This is a genomic window from Micromonospora sp. NBRC 107095, assembly GCF_030269705.1.
In the GTDB taxonomy this organism is placed as follows: domain Bacteria; phylum Actinomycetota; class Actinomycetes; order Mycobacteriales; family Micromonosporaceae; genus Micromonospora; species Micromonospora parva.
Genome location: NZ_BSTU01000007.1, coordinates 143,354 through 162,675, shown reverse-complemented (window position 1 = coordinate 162,675; position 19,322 = coordinate 143,354). Strand labels below are relative to the sequence as shown.

At 72.4% G+C, this 19,322-nt stretch carries 13 protein-coding genes; 4 read left to right on the top strand and 9 right to left on the bottom strand.

Annotated elements, in window-relative coordinates; translation table 11 throughout:
* Positions 1-142 precede the first annotated feature (142 nt).
* Positions 143-760 (top strand): DUF3159 domain-containing protein, encoded by a 618-nt coding sequence (locus tag QSK15_RS29230; RefSeq protein ID WP_285797601.1) that lies wholly within the window; start codon positions 143-145, stop codon positions 758-760.
* A gap of 334 nt (positions 761-1,094) precedes the next feature.
* On the opposite strand, the gene QSK15_RS29225 is transcribed toward QSK15_RS29230, so the two are convergent.
* Positions 1,095-4,001 (bottom strand): glycoside hydrolase family 48 protein, encoded by a 2,907-nt coding sequence (locus QSK15_RS29225; protein WP_285797263.1) that lies wholly within the window; start codon positions 3,999-4,001, stop codon positions 1,095-1,097.
* An 842-nt stretch (positions 4,002-4,843) separates the two neighbouring features.
* On the opposite strand from QSK15_RS29225, the gene QSK15_RS29220 reads away from it, so the two are divergent.
* Entirely contained in the window at positions 4,844-6,187 is a 1,344-nt protein-coding gene (locus QSK15_RS29220) for a GH1 family beta-glucosidase (protein ID WP_285797262.1), read from the top strand.
* A 79-nt stretch (positions 6,188-6,266) separates the two neighbouring features.
* Here QSK15_RS29220 and QSK15_RS29215 read toward each other — a convergent pair whose 3' ends face one another.
* The 3 genes from QSK15_RS29215 to QSK15_RS29205 all read right to left on the bottom strand — a co-directional run bounded on the left by QSK15_RS29215 (position 6,267) and on the right by QSK15_RS29205 (position 10,741).
* On the bottom strand, positions 6,267-6,689 hold the full coding sequence (locus QSK15_RS29215) for a roadblock/LC7 domain-containing protein (protein WP_030328666.1): 423 nt from the start codon (positions 6,687-6,689) through the stop codon (positions 6,267-6,269).
* Entirely contained in the window at positions 6,686-9,229 is a 2,544-nt protein-coding gene (locus QSK15_RS29210; RefSeq protein WP_285797261.1) for a sensor histidine kinase, read from the bottom strand. The genes QSK15_RS29215 and QSK15_RS29210 overlap by 4 nt, the downstream gene beginning before the upstream one ends.
* A gap of 99 nt (positions 9,230-9,328) precedes the next feature.
* Entirely contained in the window at positions 9,329-10,741 is a 1,413-nt protein-coding gene (locus QSK15_RS29205) for an FGGY family carbohydrate kinase (RefSeq protein ID WP_285797260.1), read from the bottom strand.
* A gap of 204 nt (positions 10,742-10,945) precedes the next feature.
* Between QSK15_RS29205 and QSK15_RS29200 the strand changes: the two genes are divergently transcribed.
* The gene (locus QSK15_RS29200) at positions 10,946-12,868 is read left to right on the top strand and encodes an anthranilate synthase family protein (RefSeq protein WP_285797259.1); all 1,923 of its coding nucleotides are present in this window, start codon (positions 10,946-10,948) and stop codon (positions 12,866-12,868) included.
* Positions 12,869-13,158: 290 nt separating this feature from the next.
* Here the strand turns inward: QSK15_RS29200 and QSK15_RS29195 are convergent, their stop codons facing one another.
* The 3 genes from QSK15_RS29195 to QSK15_RS29185 form a co-directional block, all read right to left on the bottom strand.
* Positions 13,159-13,527 carry a DUF3037 domain-containing protein gene (locus tag QSK15_RS29195; protein WP_285797258.1) on the bottom strand — a complete coding sequence of 123 codons (369 nt, stop codon included), beginning with the start codon at positions 13,525-13,527 and terminating at the stop codon, positions 13,159-13,161.
* Positions 13,524-14,282 (bottom strand): HipA family kinase, encoded by a 759-nt coding sequence (locus tag QSK15_RS29190; protein WP_285797257.1) that lies wholly within the window; start codon positions 14,280-14,282, stop codon positions 13,524-13,526. Before QSK15_RS29190 ends, QSK15_RS29195 begins: the two co-directional genes overlap by 4 nt.
* A gap of 64 nt (positions 14,283-14,346) precedes the next feature.
* Positions 14,347-14,739 (bottom strand): hypothetical protein, encoded by a 393-nt coding sequence (locus QSK15_RS29185; RefSeq protein WP_285797256.1) that lies wholly within the window; start codon positions 14,737-14,739, stop codon positions 14,347-14,349.
* 138 nt (positions 14,740-14,877) lie between these two features.
* Here QSK15_RS29185 and QSK15_RS29180 point away from each other — a divergent pair, with 138 nt between their 5' ends.
* Positions 14,878-15,987, top strand: a complete 1,110-nt coding sequence (locus tag QSK15_RS29180; protein ID WP_285797255.1) for a winged helix DNA-binding domain-containing protein — start codon at positions 14,878-14,880, stop codon at positions 15,985-15,987.
* Here the strand turns inward: QSK15_RS29180 and malQ are convergent.
* Positions 15,939-17,996: a 4-alpha-glucanotransferase gene (gene malQ / locus QSK15_RS29175; protein WP_285797254.1), complete on the bottom strand. Its 2,058-nt coding sequence runs from the start codon at positions 17,994-17,996 to the stop codon at positions 15,939-15,941. The genes QSK15_RS29180 and malQ overlap by 49 nt on opposite strands.
* Positions 17,997-18,109: 113 nt before the next feature.
* On the bottom strand, positions 18,110-19,318 hold the full coding sequence (locus QSK15_RS29170; protein WP_285797253.1) for an ABC transporter ATP-binding protein: 1,209 nt from the start codon (positions 19,316-19,318) through the stop codon (positions 18,110-18,112).
* Between the last annotated feature and the right edge of the window lie 4 nt (positions 19,319-19,322).

The window sequence follows — 19,322 nt, the reverse complement described above, 5'->3', positions numbered from 1 at the left end:
GGCCGAGCCCGGTCCGGAGCAGCGCGGAGGCGGCGATCCGGGGCCGGAAGGGCCGGCGCGGGCCAGCGCCGACACCGGTACGGGAGGGCCGACGCGGGCCGCTACCGACGCCGATGCGGGAGAGCCGGCGCGGGCCGAGTCGCTGACCGATCTGCTGGGCGGGCGTCGCGGCGCCATCGACGCCACACTGCCGCCGCTGGCGTTCGCCGCGGGGTGGCTGCTGGGCGGCGAGTCGCTGTGGGGTGGGGTCGGCGCGGCGCTGGCGGTGGGCGCGGTGGTGGCCGGCGTCCGTCTGCGTCGGGGTGACCGGCCGCGTTCGGTCCTGATCGGGCTGCTGGCTGTCTGTGTCGCGGCGTTGATCGCGGTGCGCACCGGTCGGGCCGAGAACTTCTTTCTGATCCAGGTCTTGTCAAACGCCGCGAGCGCTCTGGCGTGGACGGTCAGCATCGTGGTGCGGTGGCCACTGCTCGGTGTGCTGGTCGGCGCGGTGCTGGGCCAGCGCGCCCGGTGGCGGCGCGACCCGGTGCTGCTGCGCGGGTACGGCCGGGCGAGTTGGGTGTGGACGGCGACCTACCTGCTGCGGCTCGCCGTGTTCGTGCCGCTCTACCTGGGCGGGCAGGTGCTCGCGTTGGTGGTGGCCCGGGTGGCGCTGACCTGGCCGCTGGTGGCGGCGGCACTGGCACTGAGTTGGGTGGTGCTGCGGCGCTCGCTGCCGGCCGGGCACCCGGGGCTGCGTCACCCGGTCGCGCCGCCCCGCTGAGCCGGTCGCGCCGCCCCGACGAAGTGGCGGGGCGGCGCGGACTCGCTACAAAAAGTGGAGAGGCCGCCACGGGGGGAGCGGCCTCTCCGGTGACGTACGTTACTCCGTCACGGACCTCGGTGTGATCCCGCGACGGCCCGAATTTCTGGGCTTTTTCGCGGCTAGCTTCAGTCCGGGCGGTGGGGTGGGCCAGCCGATCCGCTGCGTCGGCCAGATGGCCGGCCCACCCCGGCCTGACCGTGGGTGTCAGGCCGTCCGCCAGCCCTGGTCCGTCGTTCCCCGGACCGGGCCGGACCCCGGGGTGGGCGGTCCACGCCACCCACCCCGGGTCGTATCAGCCGTTCGGGAACAGGCTGCCGTAGTCGGCGTACGCCATGGCGACGTCAGCCTGCGCCCAGAACCGGTGGTAGTTGAACTCGGGCTCCGGACCACCGTCCAGGTACGCCTGCACCTTGGGCCAGTCCGGGTCGTTCTTGTAGAAGGACCGGATGTCGAGGAAGCTCTTGCCGGCGGCGATGGCGTCGCCGTTCGGCATCTTCCCGGTCCAGCCCGACGGGACGTAGAGGCCCTGGCCGGTGGACGCGTTGTAGACGTCGTCGAAGCGCCGGTAGTCGCCACGCTTCTCGGTGGTGGAGACGCCCTTGGCGTCGCTGGCGGCCGACAGCGCGTCGAGCAGCCCCTTGGCGGTGTCCTTCGCCGCCACGTTGCCCGACTTGGCCGCGTACGCGATCAGGGTCCGGGCGTAGGCGGCGGTGACGCCGACGTCCTGGCCCTTCACCGTGACCTCGACGTGCAGGTTGGTGTTGGGCTGCGGGTTGGACGGGTTCCAGGTGGTCGGCTGACCGCTCCACGCCATGTCCGACGGGATGGACCAGTTGGTGCCCAGGGTGGTGTTGGCGATCGCCCACGGCACCCACTTGTCCAGCAGCGCCTTGGCCTTCGCGTTGCCGGTCTGCAGGTACAGCTCGGCGATGCGCTGCATCGACCAGGCCTGCATGCCGAACCACTGGTTCGACGGCGGGTCGTTGTAGACCGGGTCGACGTCGTAGAACATGCCGTAGAAGGTGCTGGTGCCGGCCGGCGGCTGGGCGTAGCTGCCGTCCCAGCTGTTTGTCGCGCCGCCGGCGATGCCGCCTTCGGCGGACTGCAGCCAGGTGTAGAACTCCAGCTGCCGCTCGAGGCTCTTGGTCCAGTCGCTGGCGGCGGTCGGCGACTTCGGCGCCAGCTCCGGGGTGTTGGTCAGCGCCCAGGCCGCGAACGGGTTCTGGTAGCCGAAGTGGCTGTGGCTGGAGCCGATCCGCCAGGACCAGTTCTGGCTGGTGTCGTACGCGCCGCCCCAGGCGTAGTACCAGGACAGCAGGTAGTGCGCCGAGTCCCTGCCACTGCCGGCGGGGCAGGTGGTCGCCCCGACGCAGTTGCCGATCTTCTTGAAGTACTTGTCGAACATCGCATACCGCAGGTAGTCGCCCATCTTGGCGGCCTTGGCCACGGTGGCCGCGACGTCGGCCTGCTTGTTCTGCGCCTTGGACCAGGTCAGCGCCCAGTACGCGGCCTGCACGGCGCGGGCGTCGGCGTCCGGGGCGTTGGTGTACTTCCACTGCTTGGCGGGGGCCCCGGTGTCCTTGACGAACAGGTCGAGGTAGCCGTACTGACCGCCGTGCTTGAAGGTGTCGCAGGACGGCTGCGGGACGGTCTCCCACACCGACTCCTGGGTGCCCCGCTGGAAGGTGTTGATGTACGCCGGCTTGGTGGTGCCGTCACCGCAACGGCCGAAGCCGTAGGTGTTGTCGACGTCCATCAGCCAGTGCATGCCGTAGATGTCGCCGGTGCCGTAGGTGGACTGCAACTCCGAGCGGAGCGGGTCCTGGCCGACCGGGACGTTCGGGTTCAGCGCCGAGGGGTACTGGCTGGGCAGGTTGTACTCCGCCGCGTACTGCGGGGTGCCTGCGGAGCCCGAGGTCGGCTGGTCGGCGTGCGTCGGGATGATGTACTTCTCCATCACCGTCCACGCGTTGTTGAACGGGGCCCAGTTCTGGGTGACCCGCCCGTAGTTCGCCTCCAGCCAGAGCCAGAAGCTGAACGCCTCGGAGGTGGTCTCGTGACCGTGGTCGGGGGCTTCCACGATCAGCGTTTCCACCGAGTGGTACGGCACGCCCTCGGGGCTGAAGTAGCCCGAGTTCTTGATCTTGCCGTACTGGTCGAGGAACTTCGCGATGTAGGTGTTGTCGCCGCCGGGGGTGTCGTTGTCGATCTCGGTGGCGGTGACCGCCAGCGAGGCCAGACCCGTGGCGGCCGCGGTGATGGTGGCGGCGCCGCCGACGGTGTCGGCGTCCTCGGCCGCGGTGACCGTGACGGTGACCCCGGTGTTCCAGTTGCTCGGGGTCAGCGTGACGGTGCTCGGCGAGACCGTGACATCGGTGTCACCGGTGCGGGTGAGGGTGACCGGCACGTTCGCCGTCGGCGCGGCGCTGAGCTTCAGGTTGAAGGTGGCGGTGCCACCCTCGGCGACGCTCACCGCGGACGGCGTGGCGACCAGCGTCGGACCGCTGGCGGCGCCGACGGTGAACGCCTTCTCGTCGACCCCGATGCCGTTGGCGTTGTCGTACGCCTTGGCCTGCACGGTGTAGCTGCCGGCCGGCAGGTCCTCCTGCGTGTAGGCGTACGGGGCGCTGGTGTCGGTGTTGATCAGCAGACCGTTGCGGTAGAACTCGACCTTGCTGATCGTCCCGTCCGGGTCGCTGGCGGTGGCGGTCAGCGGCACGTCGGCCGGCGCGGTGAACGGCCCGCTCGGCAGGCCGAGCGAGACCGTCGGCGGCTGGTTGGCCGGGGTGCCGTTGCACGGGGTGCCGTTGATGGTGAACGCGGTGGGCTTCGGGTTACTCCCGGTGTGGGCGCCGTTGAAGCCGATGGTGGTGGAGGCCCCGGTGCCGAGGTTGCCGTTGTACGACTCGTTGGTCGCGGTGACCTCACTGCCGGTCTGGCTGTACCGGGCCGACCAGCCCTGGGTGACCCGTTGACCGCTGTTCGGGAAGGTCCACTTGAGCGTCCAGTTGGTGATCGGGTCGCCCAGGTTCTTGATGGTGACGTTGGCGGTGAAGCCGGTGTTCCAGTCGTTGGTCGCGTAGACCACGTCGCAGGCGGGCGCGGCCTGTGCGGCGCCAGCGGGCAGGGTCACCCCGCCGATGGCGAGCGCGGCGGCGGCGATGATCGCCACTCGACGGCGTCGTGCCAGTTGTCTCATGTGCGCGGTGTCTCCTCGGACCGGGCCGGGACGGTCCCCGGCGAGGCGCCTGCCCGCGTGGGTGGTGGTCCGCGGGGATGTCGAGGCGCCGGGAAGGTGGTCTCCCCCGGGCCCGGCCGGGGTTCGGCGGTGCGAGCCCGCACGGGAGGGGTCCCGCCGGCTGATCGGGTGACCGTGACCGGAGCTGGTGCTGCCGGCTGCCCTCGGTGGACCCGCACTCACGCGATGTGGCTCCTGTCGCGTCGAATCGACAGTGTGCCATGGAAGCGCTCCCACAACAAGCGCACGGAGCCACGGATCAGCTCCTTGTTTCGATCTCGTTTTGGGGCTTTCACAAAGGCGTGACGGGCGTTACAGTCGCAACATCGGTCGATGGGAGCGCTTCCATCGACAAGGTTCCAACAAGAAGATCGCTGGGATCGTCTCTGACGAGCTCAGGGAACCAGACCGAGGGCCGACGACGGGCCAGCCCGGACGCCGTCGTCAGCCATCGTCCCGCCACAGGGAGGGAGGTGGAACCAGAGCCACTCGCGTGGCCCGGCTCCCGCGCGACACGCACGGCAGGACCCAAATTCCGCCCGTGTGTGTGCAGTTACGGTGGGGACGGGGGTTGCCCTCCCCCGTCCCCACACTAAACCCCCGTACACGATAGGAAAAGAGGCCGACGGGACAGGCGCGCCGCGCCGCCCGGACGGCCTCGTTCGCTGCTCGGGGCCACACCCGCCTCCCACCCGCCAGCGCTGGCCGCCATGACGGCCGGCTGACCAGCCGGCAGCGTCTGCCCTATCATGGGAGCGCTCCCGAATCTTTCGGCGGTGGCCCCGTATCCATGAGGAGAATCCATGTCGATACCTATTGGGCCCGCCGGCCCGCTGCGCTTCCCGGAGAACTTCGGCTGGGGCGCGGCCACCTCCGCGTACCAGATCGAGGGCGCCACCAAGGAGGACGGGCGCGGCGAGTCGGTCTGGGACACCTTCAGCCGCGTCCCGGGGCGCACCCGCAACGGCGACACCGGCGACGTGGCCATCGACCACTACCACCGGTACGCCGAGGACCTCGACCTCATGCGCGACCTCGGGTTGCGCAGCTACCGCTTCTCCATCTCCTGGCCCCGGATCCAACCCGACGGCACCGGCACGCCCAATCAGCGCGGCCTCGACTTCTACCGCCGCCTCCTCGACGGCCTGCACGAGCGCGGCATCACCCCGATGGCCACCCTCTTCCACTGGGATCTTCCCCAGGCGCTACAGGACGCCGGCGGCTGGGAGTCGCGCGACACCGCTCACCGCTTCGCCGACTACGCCGACGTGGTCTTCCGCGCACTCGGCGACCGCGTGCCGTCCTGGCTCACCATCAACGAGCCCAAGACCGTGGTGCAGAACGGCTACCTCACCGGCCACCACGCCCCCGGCCGGCAGGACCCGGACGCCGCCTACCTGGTCGCCCACCACCTGCAACTCGCGCACGGGTTCGCCGTCGGCGCGTTGCGGGCCACCGGCAGCGACAGCCGGATCGGCCCCGCGCTGAACCTGCACCCCTGCTACCCCGCCGACGACTCCCCGCAGGCAGCCGCTGCCGCCCACCTCTACGACGCCTACGAGAACCGCCTCTACCTCGACTCCCTGTTCAAGGGCAGCTACCCGGAGGACCTGCTGGCCGACCTGGGCCCGCAGAGCCGAATGGTCCAGGGCATCCGCGACGGCGACCTGAAGGTCATCTCCGCGCCGGTCGACCTGCTGGCCGTGCAGTACTACACCCCGATCTACGTCACCGCCGACGGCGGCACCGCGCACCGGTGGGCGACCTCCGAGGCCGAGTGGCAGCAGATCTACCCCGAGGGGATGTACGACCTGCTCACCCGGATCACCCGCGACTACGGCCCGATCCCGCTCACCATCACCGAGAACGGGCTGCCCACCCCGGACACTCTGGACGCGGACGACACCGTCCAGGACACCGGCCGGATCAGCTTCCTGCGCGACCACCTCACCGCGGCGCACCGGGCCATCGCCGACGGGGTGCCGCTGGAGAGCTTCCACGTCTGGTCACTGCTCGACAACTTCGAGTGGGACCAGGGCTACGACCAGCGCTGGGGCCTGGTCTACGTGGACTACCCCACCCAGCGGCGGGTGCTCAAGAGCAGCGCCACCTGGTACCGCTCCGTCATCGCCGACGGCGGCTTCTGAACGCGCCGCCACCCGGACCGCCGGGCCCGGACGGCTCGGCTCGGGTGAGCCGGTGACCGTCCGGGCTCGGCCGGCTCACTCAACGGGGCAGCGCCTGCTGCAACTCCGCCCGCAGGGCCGGGGTGAGCATCTCCCCCGCCTGCTTCGCCAGCCGGGCCATCTCGTAGCCCACCACGCCGATGTCCGCGTCACCGGCCGCCAAGGTCGCCAGAATCGAACCGTCGCGGATCTGCATCACCAGGAAGTAGCCACGGCCCATCTCGACCACCGTCTGCTTGACGACATCGCCGTCGAACATCTGGGCCGCGCCCGCGGTGATGCTCATCAGCCCGGAGGTCACCGCGGCGAGCTTGTCCGCGTTGTCACGCGGCAGGTGATCGGAGATCGCCACCAGCAGCCCGTCGGAGGAGACCACCACCGCGTGCGCCACACCCGGCACCCGCTCCGCGAACGCGCTCACCAGCCAGCTCAGGTCACGCGCCTCCTGGCTCAACGTCGTCACTGTCGTCGTCCCCCTTCGTCGTGCCCCCCGGACGGTGGCACGGGTATCTCGGTGGTGTCCTCAGCCTCGGCGCGCCGTACTCCGCTGTAGAGCCGCGAGAGCATGCCGCCGACCGCCTCCGGGTCCGGGTCGGTGCGGGTCGGTGCCGTCATCGGTTGTGCCGAACGGGTGACAGCGCTCAGCTGCGCCATGGGCACCCGCACCGGCAGTCCCCGCTCGTTGGTGCCGGCGGTCACCGGGATGGTCGGTGGCGTCGCCGGTGCGGGCACCACCGGCGAGGTCGGGCCCTGCCGCGAATACCAGCCCCCACCGTTGCCGTTGCCGTTGGCAGCGGCCGGGGCCAGCACGTCCTCGGCGCGCACCGGCATCGGGCGGCCCTGACGCGGCACACCGACACCCGGCGGGCGACCGGCCACCGGCAGGTCCCGCACCGCACCGCCCGGCACGGCGGCAGCGCCCGGCCAGCCCGCCCCGGGCTGCGCAGCCGGCCCTCGCGCCGCGCCGGCCGCCAGCATCCGCGCCGACGGGGGCGCGTCCAGCTCCACGTTGCCCGGGGCAGCCAACAACTCCGCGGGCAGGGCGAGCCGGGCGACCAGGCCATCCTCGCCGCCCTCCAACCGCACGCGTAGGCCCAACCGGGCCGCCAGGTGGCTGACCACGAAGAGACCCATCCGCTCCACCGCCGCCACGTCCGCGGCCGGCGGGCTGGCCAGCACCTCGTTCGCCTGCACCAACGCGGCCGGGCTCATACCCAGACCACGGTCGACGATCTCGATCAGCGGACCGCCCGCTCCCACCCGGGCGGTCACCACCACGACGGTGTCCGGGCGGGAGAAGGCCGTGGCGTTCTCCAGCAACTCGGCCAGCAGGTGCACCAACTCGCCGACGGCGTGCCCGACCACGTGCACGTCCGCCACCGACTCGATCCGGACCCGCTGGTACTGCTCGATCTCGGCGGCGGCAGCCAGCAGCACCGCACCGAGCCCGACCGGCCGGTTCCACCGACGGGTGGAGTCGGTGCCGGCGAGCACCAGCAGGCTCTCGTCGTTACGGCGCATCCGGGCGGCCAGGTGATCGAGCTTGAACAGGTTCTCCAGCTGGTCCGGGTCGCTCTCCTCGCGCTCCAGGTCGTCGAGCAGCTCCAACTGGCGCTCCACCAGCACCTGACTGCGCCGGGCCAGGTTGACGAACATCGCATTGACGTTACGCCGCATGAGCGCCTGCTCGACGGCGACAGTGACCGCGCTGCGGTGCACCGCCACGAACGCCTCGGCCAGCTCGCCGATCTCGTCGAGCGAACGGACCACCGCAGGCGCGACCTCGATGCGCGGCACCCCGCCGGTGACGGTCTTCAGCCGGTCCAGGGCGTCGGGCAACTCGACCTGGGCGATCCGCAGCGCCTGGCTGCGCAGCAGCCGCATCGACCGGGCGACCGACCGGCCGATGAGCAACGAGATCAGCAGGGCGGCCAGCAGGACCGTGACGATTCCGCCGACCACCAGCAGGGTCGCCCGCAGCTGGTCGGCGCTGGCCTCCTCGGCCTGCCGCACGGCGTCGTCGAGCACGCCCGCCTCGAGCTGACGCAGCGACTCCTGGCGTTGCTGGCTGGCCGACCACCACTGCTCCGAGGGGAGCACCTGCGGCGACGCGCCACCGGAGGACAGGCTGCGCTCCTCCAGATCGGTGGCGACCAGGAACATCGGCGACACCGACGTCTCGTCGTAGCGGCGGATCTGTTCACTCGTCGCGGCCACCCGGAACGCGCCGAGCGCGGTGAGTTGCTGGCCGCGCAGGTCGGCGAGGATCACCCGGTCCTCTGTGCCGTACGCACCGGCTCGGGCGGCGGCGTAGAGCTGGCCCCGCACCCGGGAGGACAGTTCCTTGACCCGGGCCAGCTGGACGTAGCGCAGCACCGCGTCGTTCAACGCCGGCTGGTTCTGACCCGGCGTCGGTTCGGCGAGCAGGTCGAGCAACGCCCCGACCGCCCGGTGGTAGTTGCCCAGGATGGTCTCGCTGCTGACCACCGCCGGTGGAATCGCCGCGCGGATGTCGACCACCTGGTCGTACGCCTCCAACGCCTCGGAGAAGGCCACCCGCCAGGACGCGTCCGCGTCCGCCAGTGGCTCGGCGGCCCGGCTGAGGTCCACGATGGCCTTGTCGGTGGCCGCCTGCAACGGCTTCAGGTCGTTCGCGGCGGCCTGCCGGTCACCACCCTTACGCAGCTCACCCAGCTCCCCGGCCGAGCGGTCGCGCTCCTGCTGGAGGTGGTGCACCGCGGCGGTGATCTGCCGGCCGATGCCGACCTGACTGGAGAAGTCGTTCAAGGCCGTCGTCCGCCCCACGAGCGCGCTGGTCTGCACCCCGGCGAGCAGGAGGAACGCCATCGACGGCACCACCAGCACGGTGGCGAGCTTCGTGCTCATCCGCCAGTCGCGCAGCCGGAACGGTGACCGTCGTCGATGCGGAACGACTCGGACGTCGAAGCGGCGGCGGCGATGGTTCGACACCGCACCGTTCGCCGGGTCGGGACCTGCCGCCACCCTGCCTCCTCCGTCCTACCGCGTCCACCGCGGTCGGGGGAGCGCAGTCCATCCAACCAGGCTCGGTACCGCTGTCAACGGCCCGGGCGAGGCCGAGGTTCAGGAAGGATACTGCGGGTGGGACCGTCCTGCCGTGGTCGGTAAAACCAGCTCGTCCGTCCGGCCGATGTCGGCGAGGTCGATCGCGTCACCGAAGCGCCCCAGCGCGACCAACGCGGCACCGGTGGCGCCGATTTCCGGGTTGCGTTGATGCGACACCGGTCGCGGTGCGAGCGCGGTGGCGAAGGCCTGCCGCCACCACACCGAGGCGGCGACCGCACCGCCGCCCAGCACCACGCCGACCGGTTTGTCGATGGTGGACTCCAGCACCCCGAGGTCGTCGGCGACCAGTTCACACAGCCCCTGCATCAGCCCGGCCAGGATGTCGACCGCCGTGGTGCTGAAGCTGAGCCCGCGCAGCGCGCCGCTGCCCGCCGGGGCCAGCCCGGGTGCCCGGTCGCCGCCGAAGCGGGGATCCGTCGGTCGACCACCGCCCGCCGGCACCAGCGCCAGCGCCGCGTCCAGCTCGGCGCCCTGGGGCAACCGCAACTCCCGGTTCGCCCAGGCGAAGAGGTTGCCACCGTTGGCGTACGCGGCACCGGTCACCACGTGGTCGTGGTCGACCCGGTAGCGCCACAACCGTTCCGGCAGGCGGGGCATCGGTTCGCCGGCCGGGATCCGCTGCATCAGCCGTACGGCCGCGGAGGTGCCCACGGTGACGGCGGCCCGGCTCGGGTCGACGCAGCCCGAGCCGACGTTCGACGCCCCACCGTCGCCGACCGGCGGTGACCAGCGGGCCTGCGCCAGCTGCGGCCACCGACGAGCCAGGTCGACCCGGAGCCGGCCATGCCAGTCCAGCTCGCCGAGGGGCGGCAGCTGCGCCGGTGTCGCCTCGGCCAGCGCCAGCGCCTCATCGTCCCAGCTCAGGGTGCGCAGATCCAGCAGACCGGTCCCGGAGGCCTGGGAGATCGACATGGGCGCCGTGTCGAGCAGCTCACCCAGCACGTACTCGGGCAGACCGACGAACCGGGCGATCGGGGTGCCGGACTGCTCGCGCAACCAGGGCAACCGCATCGACCAGTACGACCGGTGCCACCAGCAGCCGGTGCGCTGGTGGAAGCCGTCCGGGTCCGCCGGCCCGGCGGTACGGCCGACCGGGGCGGGCCGGGTGTCCAGCCAGGTGACCACCGGGCCCAGCGGAGCGCCGTCGCGGTCCAGCGGAAGCACCGAGTGCCACTGGGCGGAGACCGCCACCAGGCCGACGTCGTGCAGGTGCCCCGATTCGGCCAGCTCGTCCAGGCACTCGACCAGGCTCGCCAGGTAGTCCCGGCCGGACAGCGTGCCGGTGCCGTCGTCGCCGATGGCGAGGTCGACCTTGCGGCGGGCCAGTGCGCCGGGCAGCGGCTGCGTGTCCGCGTCCAGCACCAGCCCGCGTACCGAGGAGGTGCCCAGGTCGAGCGCGAGAATGTTCATCGCCGGTCAAGTTACCCCGTGCCAGCGGGGCGACGGGCGCGTAGGGTGGATCACATGCTCGCGCACCTGACCAGTTGGTGGCCCGCCGACCCGGCGGCCACCCCCCGCGCGTAGCTCCATCCACGCGGCCGCCATCGAGGCGGTCGCCGGATCTCCCGGCTCCAGGGCCGCCCGACGGCGGCACCCGGCCCGACGGAGATTCCGATGACCCAGCTGACCGACCTGCTCGCCGCCGTCGCGCACGGCGTCGACCCCGGCCCCTTCGCGCTGCTGCGCCGCGACGGCGCTGACGAACTGGACCTGTTCACCGGCCCGGTCGACACCGTCGAAGGGCTCACCGACATTCCGCTGCCGCCGGGCCCACCCGGGGCCCGGACGCTGGCCCTGGTGCCGTACCGGCAGATCACCGAGCGGGGTTTCGCCTGCGTCGACGACGGTGCCCCGCTGGAGTTCCTTCAGGTTCGCGCGCACCAGCGGATCGCGCTGGCCGACGCCCTCGCCGCGCTGCCCGACGAGCCGGTCCACACCACCGACGCCGGCTTCGACGTCAGCGACGAGGAGTACGCGCGGACCGTGCAGCGGGTGCTGTCCGAGGAGATCGGTCGGGGCGAGGGCGCGAACTTCGTGATCCACCGCGCCCTGCACGCCACCGTGCAGGGCCCGCCGCTACGGGCCGCGTTGGCGGCACTGCGCCGGCTGCTGGTCGGTGAGCGCGGCGCGTACTGGACGTTCGTGGTGCACACGGGCACCCGGACGCTGGTCGGCGCCAGCCCGGAGCGGCACGTCAGCGTCGACGACGGGCTGGTGATGATGAACCCGATCAGCGGCACCTTCCGCTGCCCCGGTGGCGTCGCGGACCGTTCGGCCCTGCTGCGTTTCCTCGCCGACCCGAAGGAGGTCGAGGAGCTGTACATGGTGCTCGACGAGGAGCTGAAGATGATGGCCACCGTCGCCGAGCACGGTGGGCAGGTGATCGGGCCGTACCTGAAGGAGATGTCGCACCTGGCGCACACCGAGTACCTGCTCGCCGGGCGGGGCACCCGGGACGTGCGGGAGGTGCTGCGCGAGACGATGTTCGCCCCGACCGTGACGGGCAGCCCGATCGAGAACGCCTGCCGGGTGATCGCCCGGCACGAGCGCCGGGGTCGGGGCTACTACGGCGGCGTGCTGGCGCTGCTTGGTCACGACGAGGCCGGCCGGCAGACGCTCGACGCCCCGATCCTGATCCGGACCGCCGAGATCTCCCCCACCGGCCGACTGCGGGTGCCGGTCGGCGCGACCCTGGTCCGGCACTCGACGACGGCCGGGGAGGTGGCCGAGACGCACGCCAAGGCCGCCGGTGTGCTGGCCGCGCTCGGCCTCGGTCCGGCGGTGTCCGTCGACGAGCGCGGGCCGGTCGCGCGGCTGGCCGACGACCCGGCGGTACGCGACGCGCTGGCGGCGCGTAACGCACCGCTGGCCCGGTTCTGGCTGGACCAGCGGTCACCGGACGCGCCCGGACTGCCCGCACTGGTCGGCCGCCGGGCGTTGATCGTGGACGCCGAGGACACCTTCACCGCGATGCTGGCCCACCAGCTGAGCGCGTTGGGTCTCGCGGTGACCACCCGGCCGTGGCACGCGAGCGGCCCGGTCGACGACTACGACCTGGTGGTGGCCGGTCCCGGTCCGGGAGACCCGGGCAGCGCGGACGCGCCGAAGATGGTGGCACTGCGCTCGCTGCTGACCGGGCTGCTGGCAACCGGTCGTCCCACCCTCGCGGTCTGCCTCGGCCATCAGGTGCTGGCCGGGCTGCTGGGGCTGACGCTGCACCGCCGGGAGGCTCCCTACCAGGGGTTGCAGCGGGAGGTGCCGGTGTTCGGGCGGACCCGCCGGGTCGGGTTCTACTCGACGTTCACGGCCCGCGCCGAGGCGGACCGGTTGGCCACCGCGTACGGGCCGGTGGAGCTGGCCCGGGACCCGGGCGACGGTGCCGTGCACGCCCTGCGGGGGCGCGGCTTCGCCGGGGTGCAGTTCCACGCCGAGTCGGTGCTCAGCCCGGACGGGCTCGCCGTACTGAGCGAGCTGTTGGCCGATCTGCTGCCGGCGGCGCGCACGCAGGAGCTGTCGGCGACGCGCGACGGCGCATAGTCACAGTGCCCCGGGGGTAGGGCTGCATGGACCGGTGGCGCGGACGGGCCGAGAGCCCCCGCCCGCGCCACCGGTCACCCTCGTCCGTCACCCCGGTCCGCCGGCTCAATTTTTCCGCAACTTCCCGGTCGTTCCGGCCCGACGCCGTGCGCGGACGGCGATCCTGATGCCATCGGTGCCGGCGGGATCGAGCCGCCGCCCCGCACCGGGCGCCTGAACGGGGGATCGCGCTCCGCCGGCAACGGAGCTGGCGTAGCGCGATCAGGGGACCGGGCACGCCCCGCCCGCGCTCAGTGGACCAGGGTCGCCATCAGCCGGTCCAGTTCGGCCGCCGGGTCGGCGGTGAGGCCGGTGTGCACCGGCCCCGTCTGGATCATCGTGCTGCGCGGCGCGGCCAGCCAGTGGAACCGTTCACCGAGGCGCATCCGGGTCGCCGGCCCGTCACCGGAGCAGGTCCGGTCCCAGGAGTCGAGCACCGCCGCGACCGCCGGCAGGTCGACGTCGGGTGCCAGCGCGCGAACCCGGTCGGCGTCCAGGTGCGTCCGCGCGGCCAGGTAGTCGCGCTGCTGGCAGTAGAGCAGCACCCCGACGTTGATCTGTTCGCCGCGCTCGATGCGGGGTACGAGCCGGATCAGCGCGTACTCGAAGGGTTGCCTCATGCCCCGCTCCCCGGTGGCAGCCAGTCGGCCGTGCGGGCGACGCGGCGGGTCAGGTGGTGCAGGTACGCCTCGCGCGCCGCGTCGGCCGTGTCGAAGTCGGCGGCGGTCAGCCACTCCCCCGGCACCAGGGCCAGCACGTCGGTGAGCAGCTCCGGGGTGACCTGGGGGGCCAACTCGGCGTCGGCCTCGGCCAGCCGCGACGCGTACGGCGCCAGCACGTGATCGTCCGCGCGGTAGGCCCGGTGCACGGCGGCGTCGGCGCGCGGCCAGTTGTGGTGGAAGTACAGCGAGGCACCGTGGTCGATCAGCCACAGCTCACGGTGCCAGACGAGCAGGTTCGGATTGCGCCAACTGCGGTCGACGTTCTCCACGTACGCGTCGAACCAGAGCACCCGGGACGCCAGCGCCGGGTCGACGGGGTGCGCCACCGGGTCGAAGCCCAGCGCCCCGGGCAGGAAGTCCATCCCGACGTTGGCGCCACCGCTGCCGCGGAGCAGCTCCTGCACCTCCTGGTCGGGTTCGGCCCGTCCGATGACCGGGTCGATGTCGAGGACCACCAGCGGCGGCACCCGCAACCCCAGCCGGCGGGCCAGCTCACCGCAGATCACCTCGGCGATCAGCGCCTTGGGCCCCTGCCCGGCGCCGCGGAACTTCGCCACGTAGGTGCCCAGGTCGTCGGCCTCCACCACGCCCGGCAGCGACCCACCCTCGCGGAGCGGGGTGACGTAGCGGATCGCGGTGACCTGGCGGAGCACGCCGCCCACCCTACTGTGCTGGCCGGGACGGGTGGGCGGGCCGGCCCGGACCGGCACGCGCGGGTCAGTCGAGCTTGTCGCGCAGGTTGTCGACCTGGGTCTGCAACCGGTCGACCGCGTTCTCGTTGTTGACGAACGTGGTGATCCCGGCGGCCAGACCGAGCCCGATCAGCACGGCCAGGATGCTGAGCACCAGGCCACCGATCGACACGCCACGACCGGTGACCCCGGGTCGGCGTGACATCTTGAGCCCGACGATGCCGAGGATGATCCCGATGATGCCCAGCACCAGCCCCAGCCAGGCGAGGATCGCGGTCAACACGCTGAACAGGCCGGCCACTCCGAACACCAGGGCGAAGGTCGCCGCGGCGCTCGTCTTGGCGCGGGCGTCCCCCCGGTGGCTGCGGGACCCGGCCGTTACGCCGGCACCTCGGGCCGGCTCGCTTGCGGCAGTCATGAGACTCCCTTCCGTACGCGCGGCGCGCGCACTTCCGGCGACCCGCTTTCCCCCGAAGACCCCTGTTACGCCTCCTGTCAGCAGGAGTGTCGGTGGTCGGCCCTAGGCTGGCGGCCCGGCCACGAGAAGGAGCGCCCGATGCCTGTCGACCTCAGCGCGGCCGAGGCGATCGCGCTGCGGATGACCAGTTTGTTGCTGCGCCCGCAACCGAGCACCCGACCCGGCACCGTCGCCGAGGTGGTCGAGTGGTTCGGCGCGATGCAGGCACAGGACCTGGCCAGCGGGTTGTGGTCGCTGGGGGCCCGGCTGCCCGGTTGCCGCGTGACCGACGTGCAGGCGGCGTTGGAGCGGCGTGAGGCGCTACGCACCTGGCCGATGCGGGGCACCGTGCACCTCGTGCCGTCCGTCGACGCCCGTTGGATGCTGGAGCTGACCGGTGTCCGATCGCTGGCCGGCGTGGCGACCCGGCGGGCGCGGCTCGGGCTCAGCGAGGCCGACGCGGACCGGGCGGTGGACGTCCTGGGTGCCGCGTTGGCCGGCGGCGGTCGGCTCACCCGGGCGCAGTGTCTGGCCACCCTGCGGGCCGCCGGCCTGGGCACCGATGGGCAGCGCGGCTACCACCTGCTGTGGTATGCGAGCGTGCGCGGGGTGACCTGCCTGGCGCCCAACGTCGGCACCGAGCAGACCTTCGCCCTGCTCGACGAGTGGGCACCCGAATCTCGCCGGTTGGAGCGGGACGAGGCGCTGGCCGTGCTCGCCCACCGCTACGTTCGCTCGCACGGCCCGGTCACCGACCGCGAGTTCGCCGGGTGGAGCGGGCTCACCCTCACCGACGCCCGGCGCGGCCTGGCCGCCGCCGACGACGCGCTGAGCACCGTACGGGTCGACGGCACACCGATGCACGTCGACGCGGCAGTGCCCGACGCGCCGCGCACCACGGCGGACGACGTGCTGGCCTTGCCCGGTTTCGACGAATACCTGCTCGGCTTCCGGGACCGCACGTTGATGCTCGACCCCGCCCACCAGGCGGCGGTGGTGCCGGGCAACAACGGCATCTTCCAGGCCACAGTGGTGCGCGCCGGTCGGGTGGTGGGCGTGTGGAAGCGCAAGATCAGCCGCACCGCGGTCAGCGTGACCGTCCGGCCGCTCACGCCGCTCGACGTCGCTGCGCGGGCCCGGGCGGAGCAGGCGCTCGGGCGCTACGCCGACTTCCTCGGACTGCCGGCCCGCTTCGACTGGCTGACCTGACCGACGGCGTCACGCGCCACCGGCGGCGGGTCGGCCGGTCGTGGGCGGGCGGCGCTGAGCAGGTCGGCGATCCGCCGCACCCGGGGGTCTTCGCGGATCTGCGCCACGCTGGCCGGCAGCGGCAGCCGCCAGTTCGGGTACTCGTCCACCGTGCCCGGCATGTTGGGTTGGCGCACCTCGCCCAGCACGTCGTAGAGGGAGACGCCGAGCAGCCGGGTCGGGCTGGCCGCGAGCGCGGCGTGCATCGACACCACCACCTCGCCGTCGTCGGGTGTCGCTGGCGCGTCGGGCCGCGCCGGGTCGACGGTCGGCGTCGGCAGCAGGTTCTCGGTGCGCAGCATCGTGAGCAGCCGGTCCCGATCGGCGGCGGCGCGGGCCTGCTCCACCGCCACGTCGGTGCCGAGCAGTTTCAACTCGTCGCGCACCCGCACGTGCTCACCGCTGAGGAAGCCCGGTGCGGTGGGCAGGTCGTGGGTGGAGATCGTGGCGAGGGCGTTGCGCGGCCACCGGGCCGGTGGGACGAAGTCACCGCTGTCGTCGCGGGCGAACCACAGCACCGTCGAGCCGAGCATGTTGCGCCCCCGCAACCCTCGGGTCACCGCCGGTTGGACGGTGCCGAGATCCTCACCGACCACCACCGCACCGGCCCGGTGCGCCTCCAGCGCGAGGATGCCGAGCATCGCCTCGGCGTCGTAGCGCACGTAGGTGCCCTCGGCCGCACCGCCGCCCGGCGGCACCCACCACAGTCGCCACAGGCCGGCGACGTGATCGACCCGCAGGCCACCCGCGTGCCGCAGGGAGCGGCGCAGCATGTCCCGGTAGGCGGCGTAGCCGGTGGCGGCGAGCCGGTCCGGGCGCCATGCGGCCAGGCCCCAGTCCTGGCCGAGCTGGTTGAAGTCGTCCGGTGGGGCACCGACCCGCACGCCCTGGGCCAGCACGTCGGCGAGCTGCCAGCCGTCCGCCCCGCCCGGGTCGATGCCGACGGCCAGGTCGTGCACGACACCGACCGGCATCCCCGCCGCGCGGGCCGCCGTGGTGACGGCGTCGAGCTGCTCGTCGCAGAGCTGTTGCAGCCAGGCGTGGAAGGCGACCCGGTCGGCGAGCTGCCGACGCTGCTCGGCGACCGCCGGGGCGTCCGGGTGGCGTAGCTGCGCCGGCCAGGCACGCCAGTCGTTGCCGTGCCGCTCGGCGAGCGCGCACCAGGTGGCGAAGCTGGTCAGTGCCGGGTCCGCGGTGAGGTCCACCGGCCGGGCGTACGGGTGCAGCAACTCCAGGGCGTGCCGCTTGGCGGACCACACCTCGTCGTAGTCGATCAAGGGCCCCCGGTCGGGGCGCAACGCGTCGACCACCGCACGGGTCGCCGGGTCCGCCGCGCGGTACGCGGCGGTGTCGCTGATCCGCAGGTAGAGCGGGTTGACGAAGCGTCGGCTGGCGGGCGAATACGGTGAGGTGGCAACCGGGTGCGCCGGCCCGACCGCGTGCAGCGGGTTGAGCAGCACCAGCCCCGCCCCGGTGGCCCCGGCCCACCCGGTGAACTCGGCGAGGTCACCGAGGTCGCCCATGCCCCAGGAGCGCTCCGAGGTGAGCGCGTAGAGCTGAAGCATCCAGCCCCAGGCCCGGGGTGGCACCGGGAGCCGGCGCGGCACCACCACCACAGTGACCTCCCGGTCGGCGCAGGCCAGCCGGTGCCAACCCAGCGGCAGGTTCGCCGGCACCTCACCGTCGACCGGTCGGCGGCCACCGTCCTCCAAAGTGAGCACCCCCGGGCCGGGCAGCGCCCGGCTGCGGCCATGGGTGAGCACGACCGTCTCCGGCAGGGCGTTCCGGTCGACAGCGCGGGCGGCGGCGAGGGCGTCGGCGATCGCCGTCGGGCTGGTGGCGTCCACGCCGAGCAGCCCCAGCACTCCCACCACGGTTTCCGGTGCGACCTCGACGCGGCGGTGCCGCCAATCCTCGTACCAGGTGGAAACGCCGTGCGCGTTGGCCAGCGCGGCCAATCGTCGATTCATCCCGCCCCCCGCTTCACGACGTGACCTGCGACCACCTTGCCACGCCCGGGCGCATCGCGCAGCGCACGACGAGGGCCGACGGGCGAACCCGTCGGCCCCCACGATGGACGCTGTCAGTCGGCGAGCGCGCCGGCGGCCCGGCCCTCGTGCAGGGTCAGGTTGCGGCCGTTGGTCGGGTCGAACAGGTGGATCTTCTCCAGGTTGAACCAGACCCGCCGCGTCTGCCCCTCGGCGACCGGGGACTCGGCGGACAGCCGGGTCACCAGGTTGCCGCCGGCACCGGCGAAGTCGGCGGCGCCCGCGTCGGCGGCCAACTCCTCCAACTCGGCGGCGCTGGCCTTCTCACCCTCGACGGTGAAGTAGACGTACTTGTCCGAGCCCATCGACTCGACGATGTCCACCGGCGCTTCGAACTCCATGCCCCGCCGACGCGTGTCGTCGTCGACCAGTTCGGCGTCCTCGAAGTGCTCGGGCCGGATGCCGAGGATCAGCTCACGGGGCGCGTCGGCCGTCTCCAACTCCCGGCGGACCCGGTCGCCGAGCGGCACCTGCCCCAGGGCGGTGTGCAGCTCGCCGTCCTGCACGGCGGCGTGCAGGAAGTTCATCGACGGCGAGCCGATGAAGCCGGCCACGAAGAGGTTGCGGGGGTGGTCGTACAGCTCCTGCGGTGGCCCGACCTGCTGCACCGCGCCACCCCGCATGATCACCACGCGGTCGCCGAGGGTCATCGCCTCGGTCTGGTCGTGGGTGACGTAGACGGTGGTCGTACCGAGCTGCTTCTGCAGGCGGGACACCACGGTGCGCATCTGCACCCGCAGCTTGGCGTCGAGGTTGGACAACGGCTCGTCCATCAGGAACGCCTTCGGCTGGCGGACGATCGCCCGGCCCATCGCCACCCGCTGACGCTGACCACCGGAGAGGTTGGCCGGCTTGCGGTCCAGCAGCGAGGTCAGCTCCAGCACCTTCGCCGCCTCGTCGACCTTCTGGTCGATGGTCTCCTTGTCCAGCTTCGCCAGCCGCAGCGGGAACGCCATGTTCTCCCGCACGGTCATGTTCGGGTAGAGCGCGTACGACTGGAACACCATGGCGATGTCCCGGTCCCGGGGAGCCTTGTCGTTGACCCGCTGCCCGCCGATGCGCAGCTCACCGGAGCTGATGTCCTCCAGCCCGGCGATCATGTTGAGGGTGGTGGACTTCCCGCAGCCGGAGGGACCGACCAGGATCACGAACTCGCCGTCGGCGATCTCCAGGTCGACGTCCTGCACGGCGACGGTCCCGTCCGGGAAGCTCTTGCTCACCTTGTCCAGCACGATGTCAGCCATGACT

Bases quoted from the DNA above. Each gene is read 5' to 3' on its own strand.
- QSK15_RS29225 (WP_285797263.1), bottom strand. From the start codon at position 4,001: ATGAGACAACTGGCACGACGCCGTCGAGTGGCGATCATCGCCGCCGCC.
- malQ (WP_285797254.1), bottom strand. From the start codon at position 17,996: ATGAATCGACGATTGGCCGCGCTGGCCAACGCGCACGGCGTTTCCACC.
- QSK15_RS29220 (WP_285797262.1), top strand. From the start codon at position 4,844: ATGTCGATACCTATTGGGCCCGCCGGCCCGCTGCGCTTCCCGGAGAAC.
- QSK15_RS29200 (WP_285797259.1), top strand. From the start codon at position 10,946: ATGACCCAGCTGACCGACCTGCTCGCCGCCGTCGCGCACGGCGTCGAC.
- QSK15_RS29195 (WP_285797258.1), bottom strand. From the start codon at position 13,527: ATGAGGCAACCCTTCGAGTACGCGCTGATCCGGCTCGTACCCCGCATC.
- QSK15_RS29185 (WP_285797256.1), bottom strand. From the start codon at position 14,739: ATGACTGCCGCAAGCGAGCCGGCCCGAGGTGCCGGCGTAACGGCCGGG.
- QSK15_RS29180 (WP_285797255.1), top strand. From the start codon at position 14,878: ATGCCTGTCGACCTCAGCGCGGCCGAGGCGATCGCGCTGCGGATGACC.
- QSK15_RS29205 (WP_285797260.1), bottom strand. From the start codon at position 10,741: ATGAACATTCTCGCGCTCGACCTGGGCACCTCCTCGGTACGCGGGCTG.
- QSK15_RS29170 (WP_285797253.1), bottom strand. From the start codon at position 19,318: ATGGCTGACATCGTGCTGGACAAGGTGAGCAAGAGCTTCCCGGACGGG.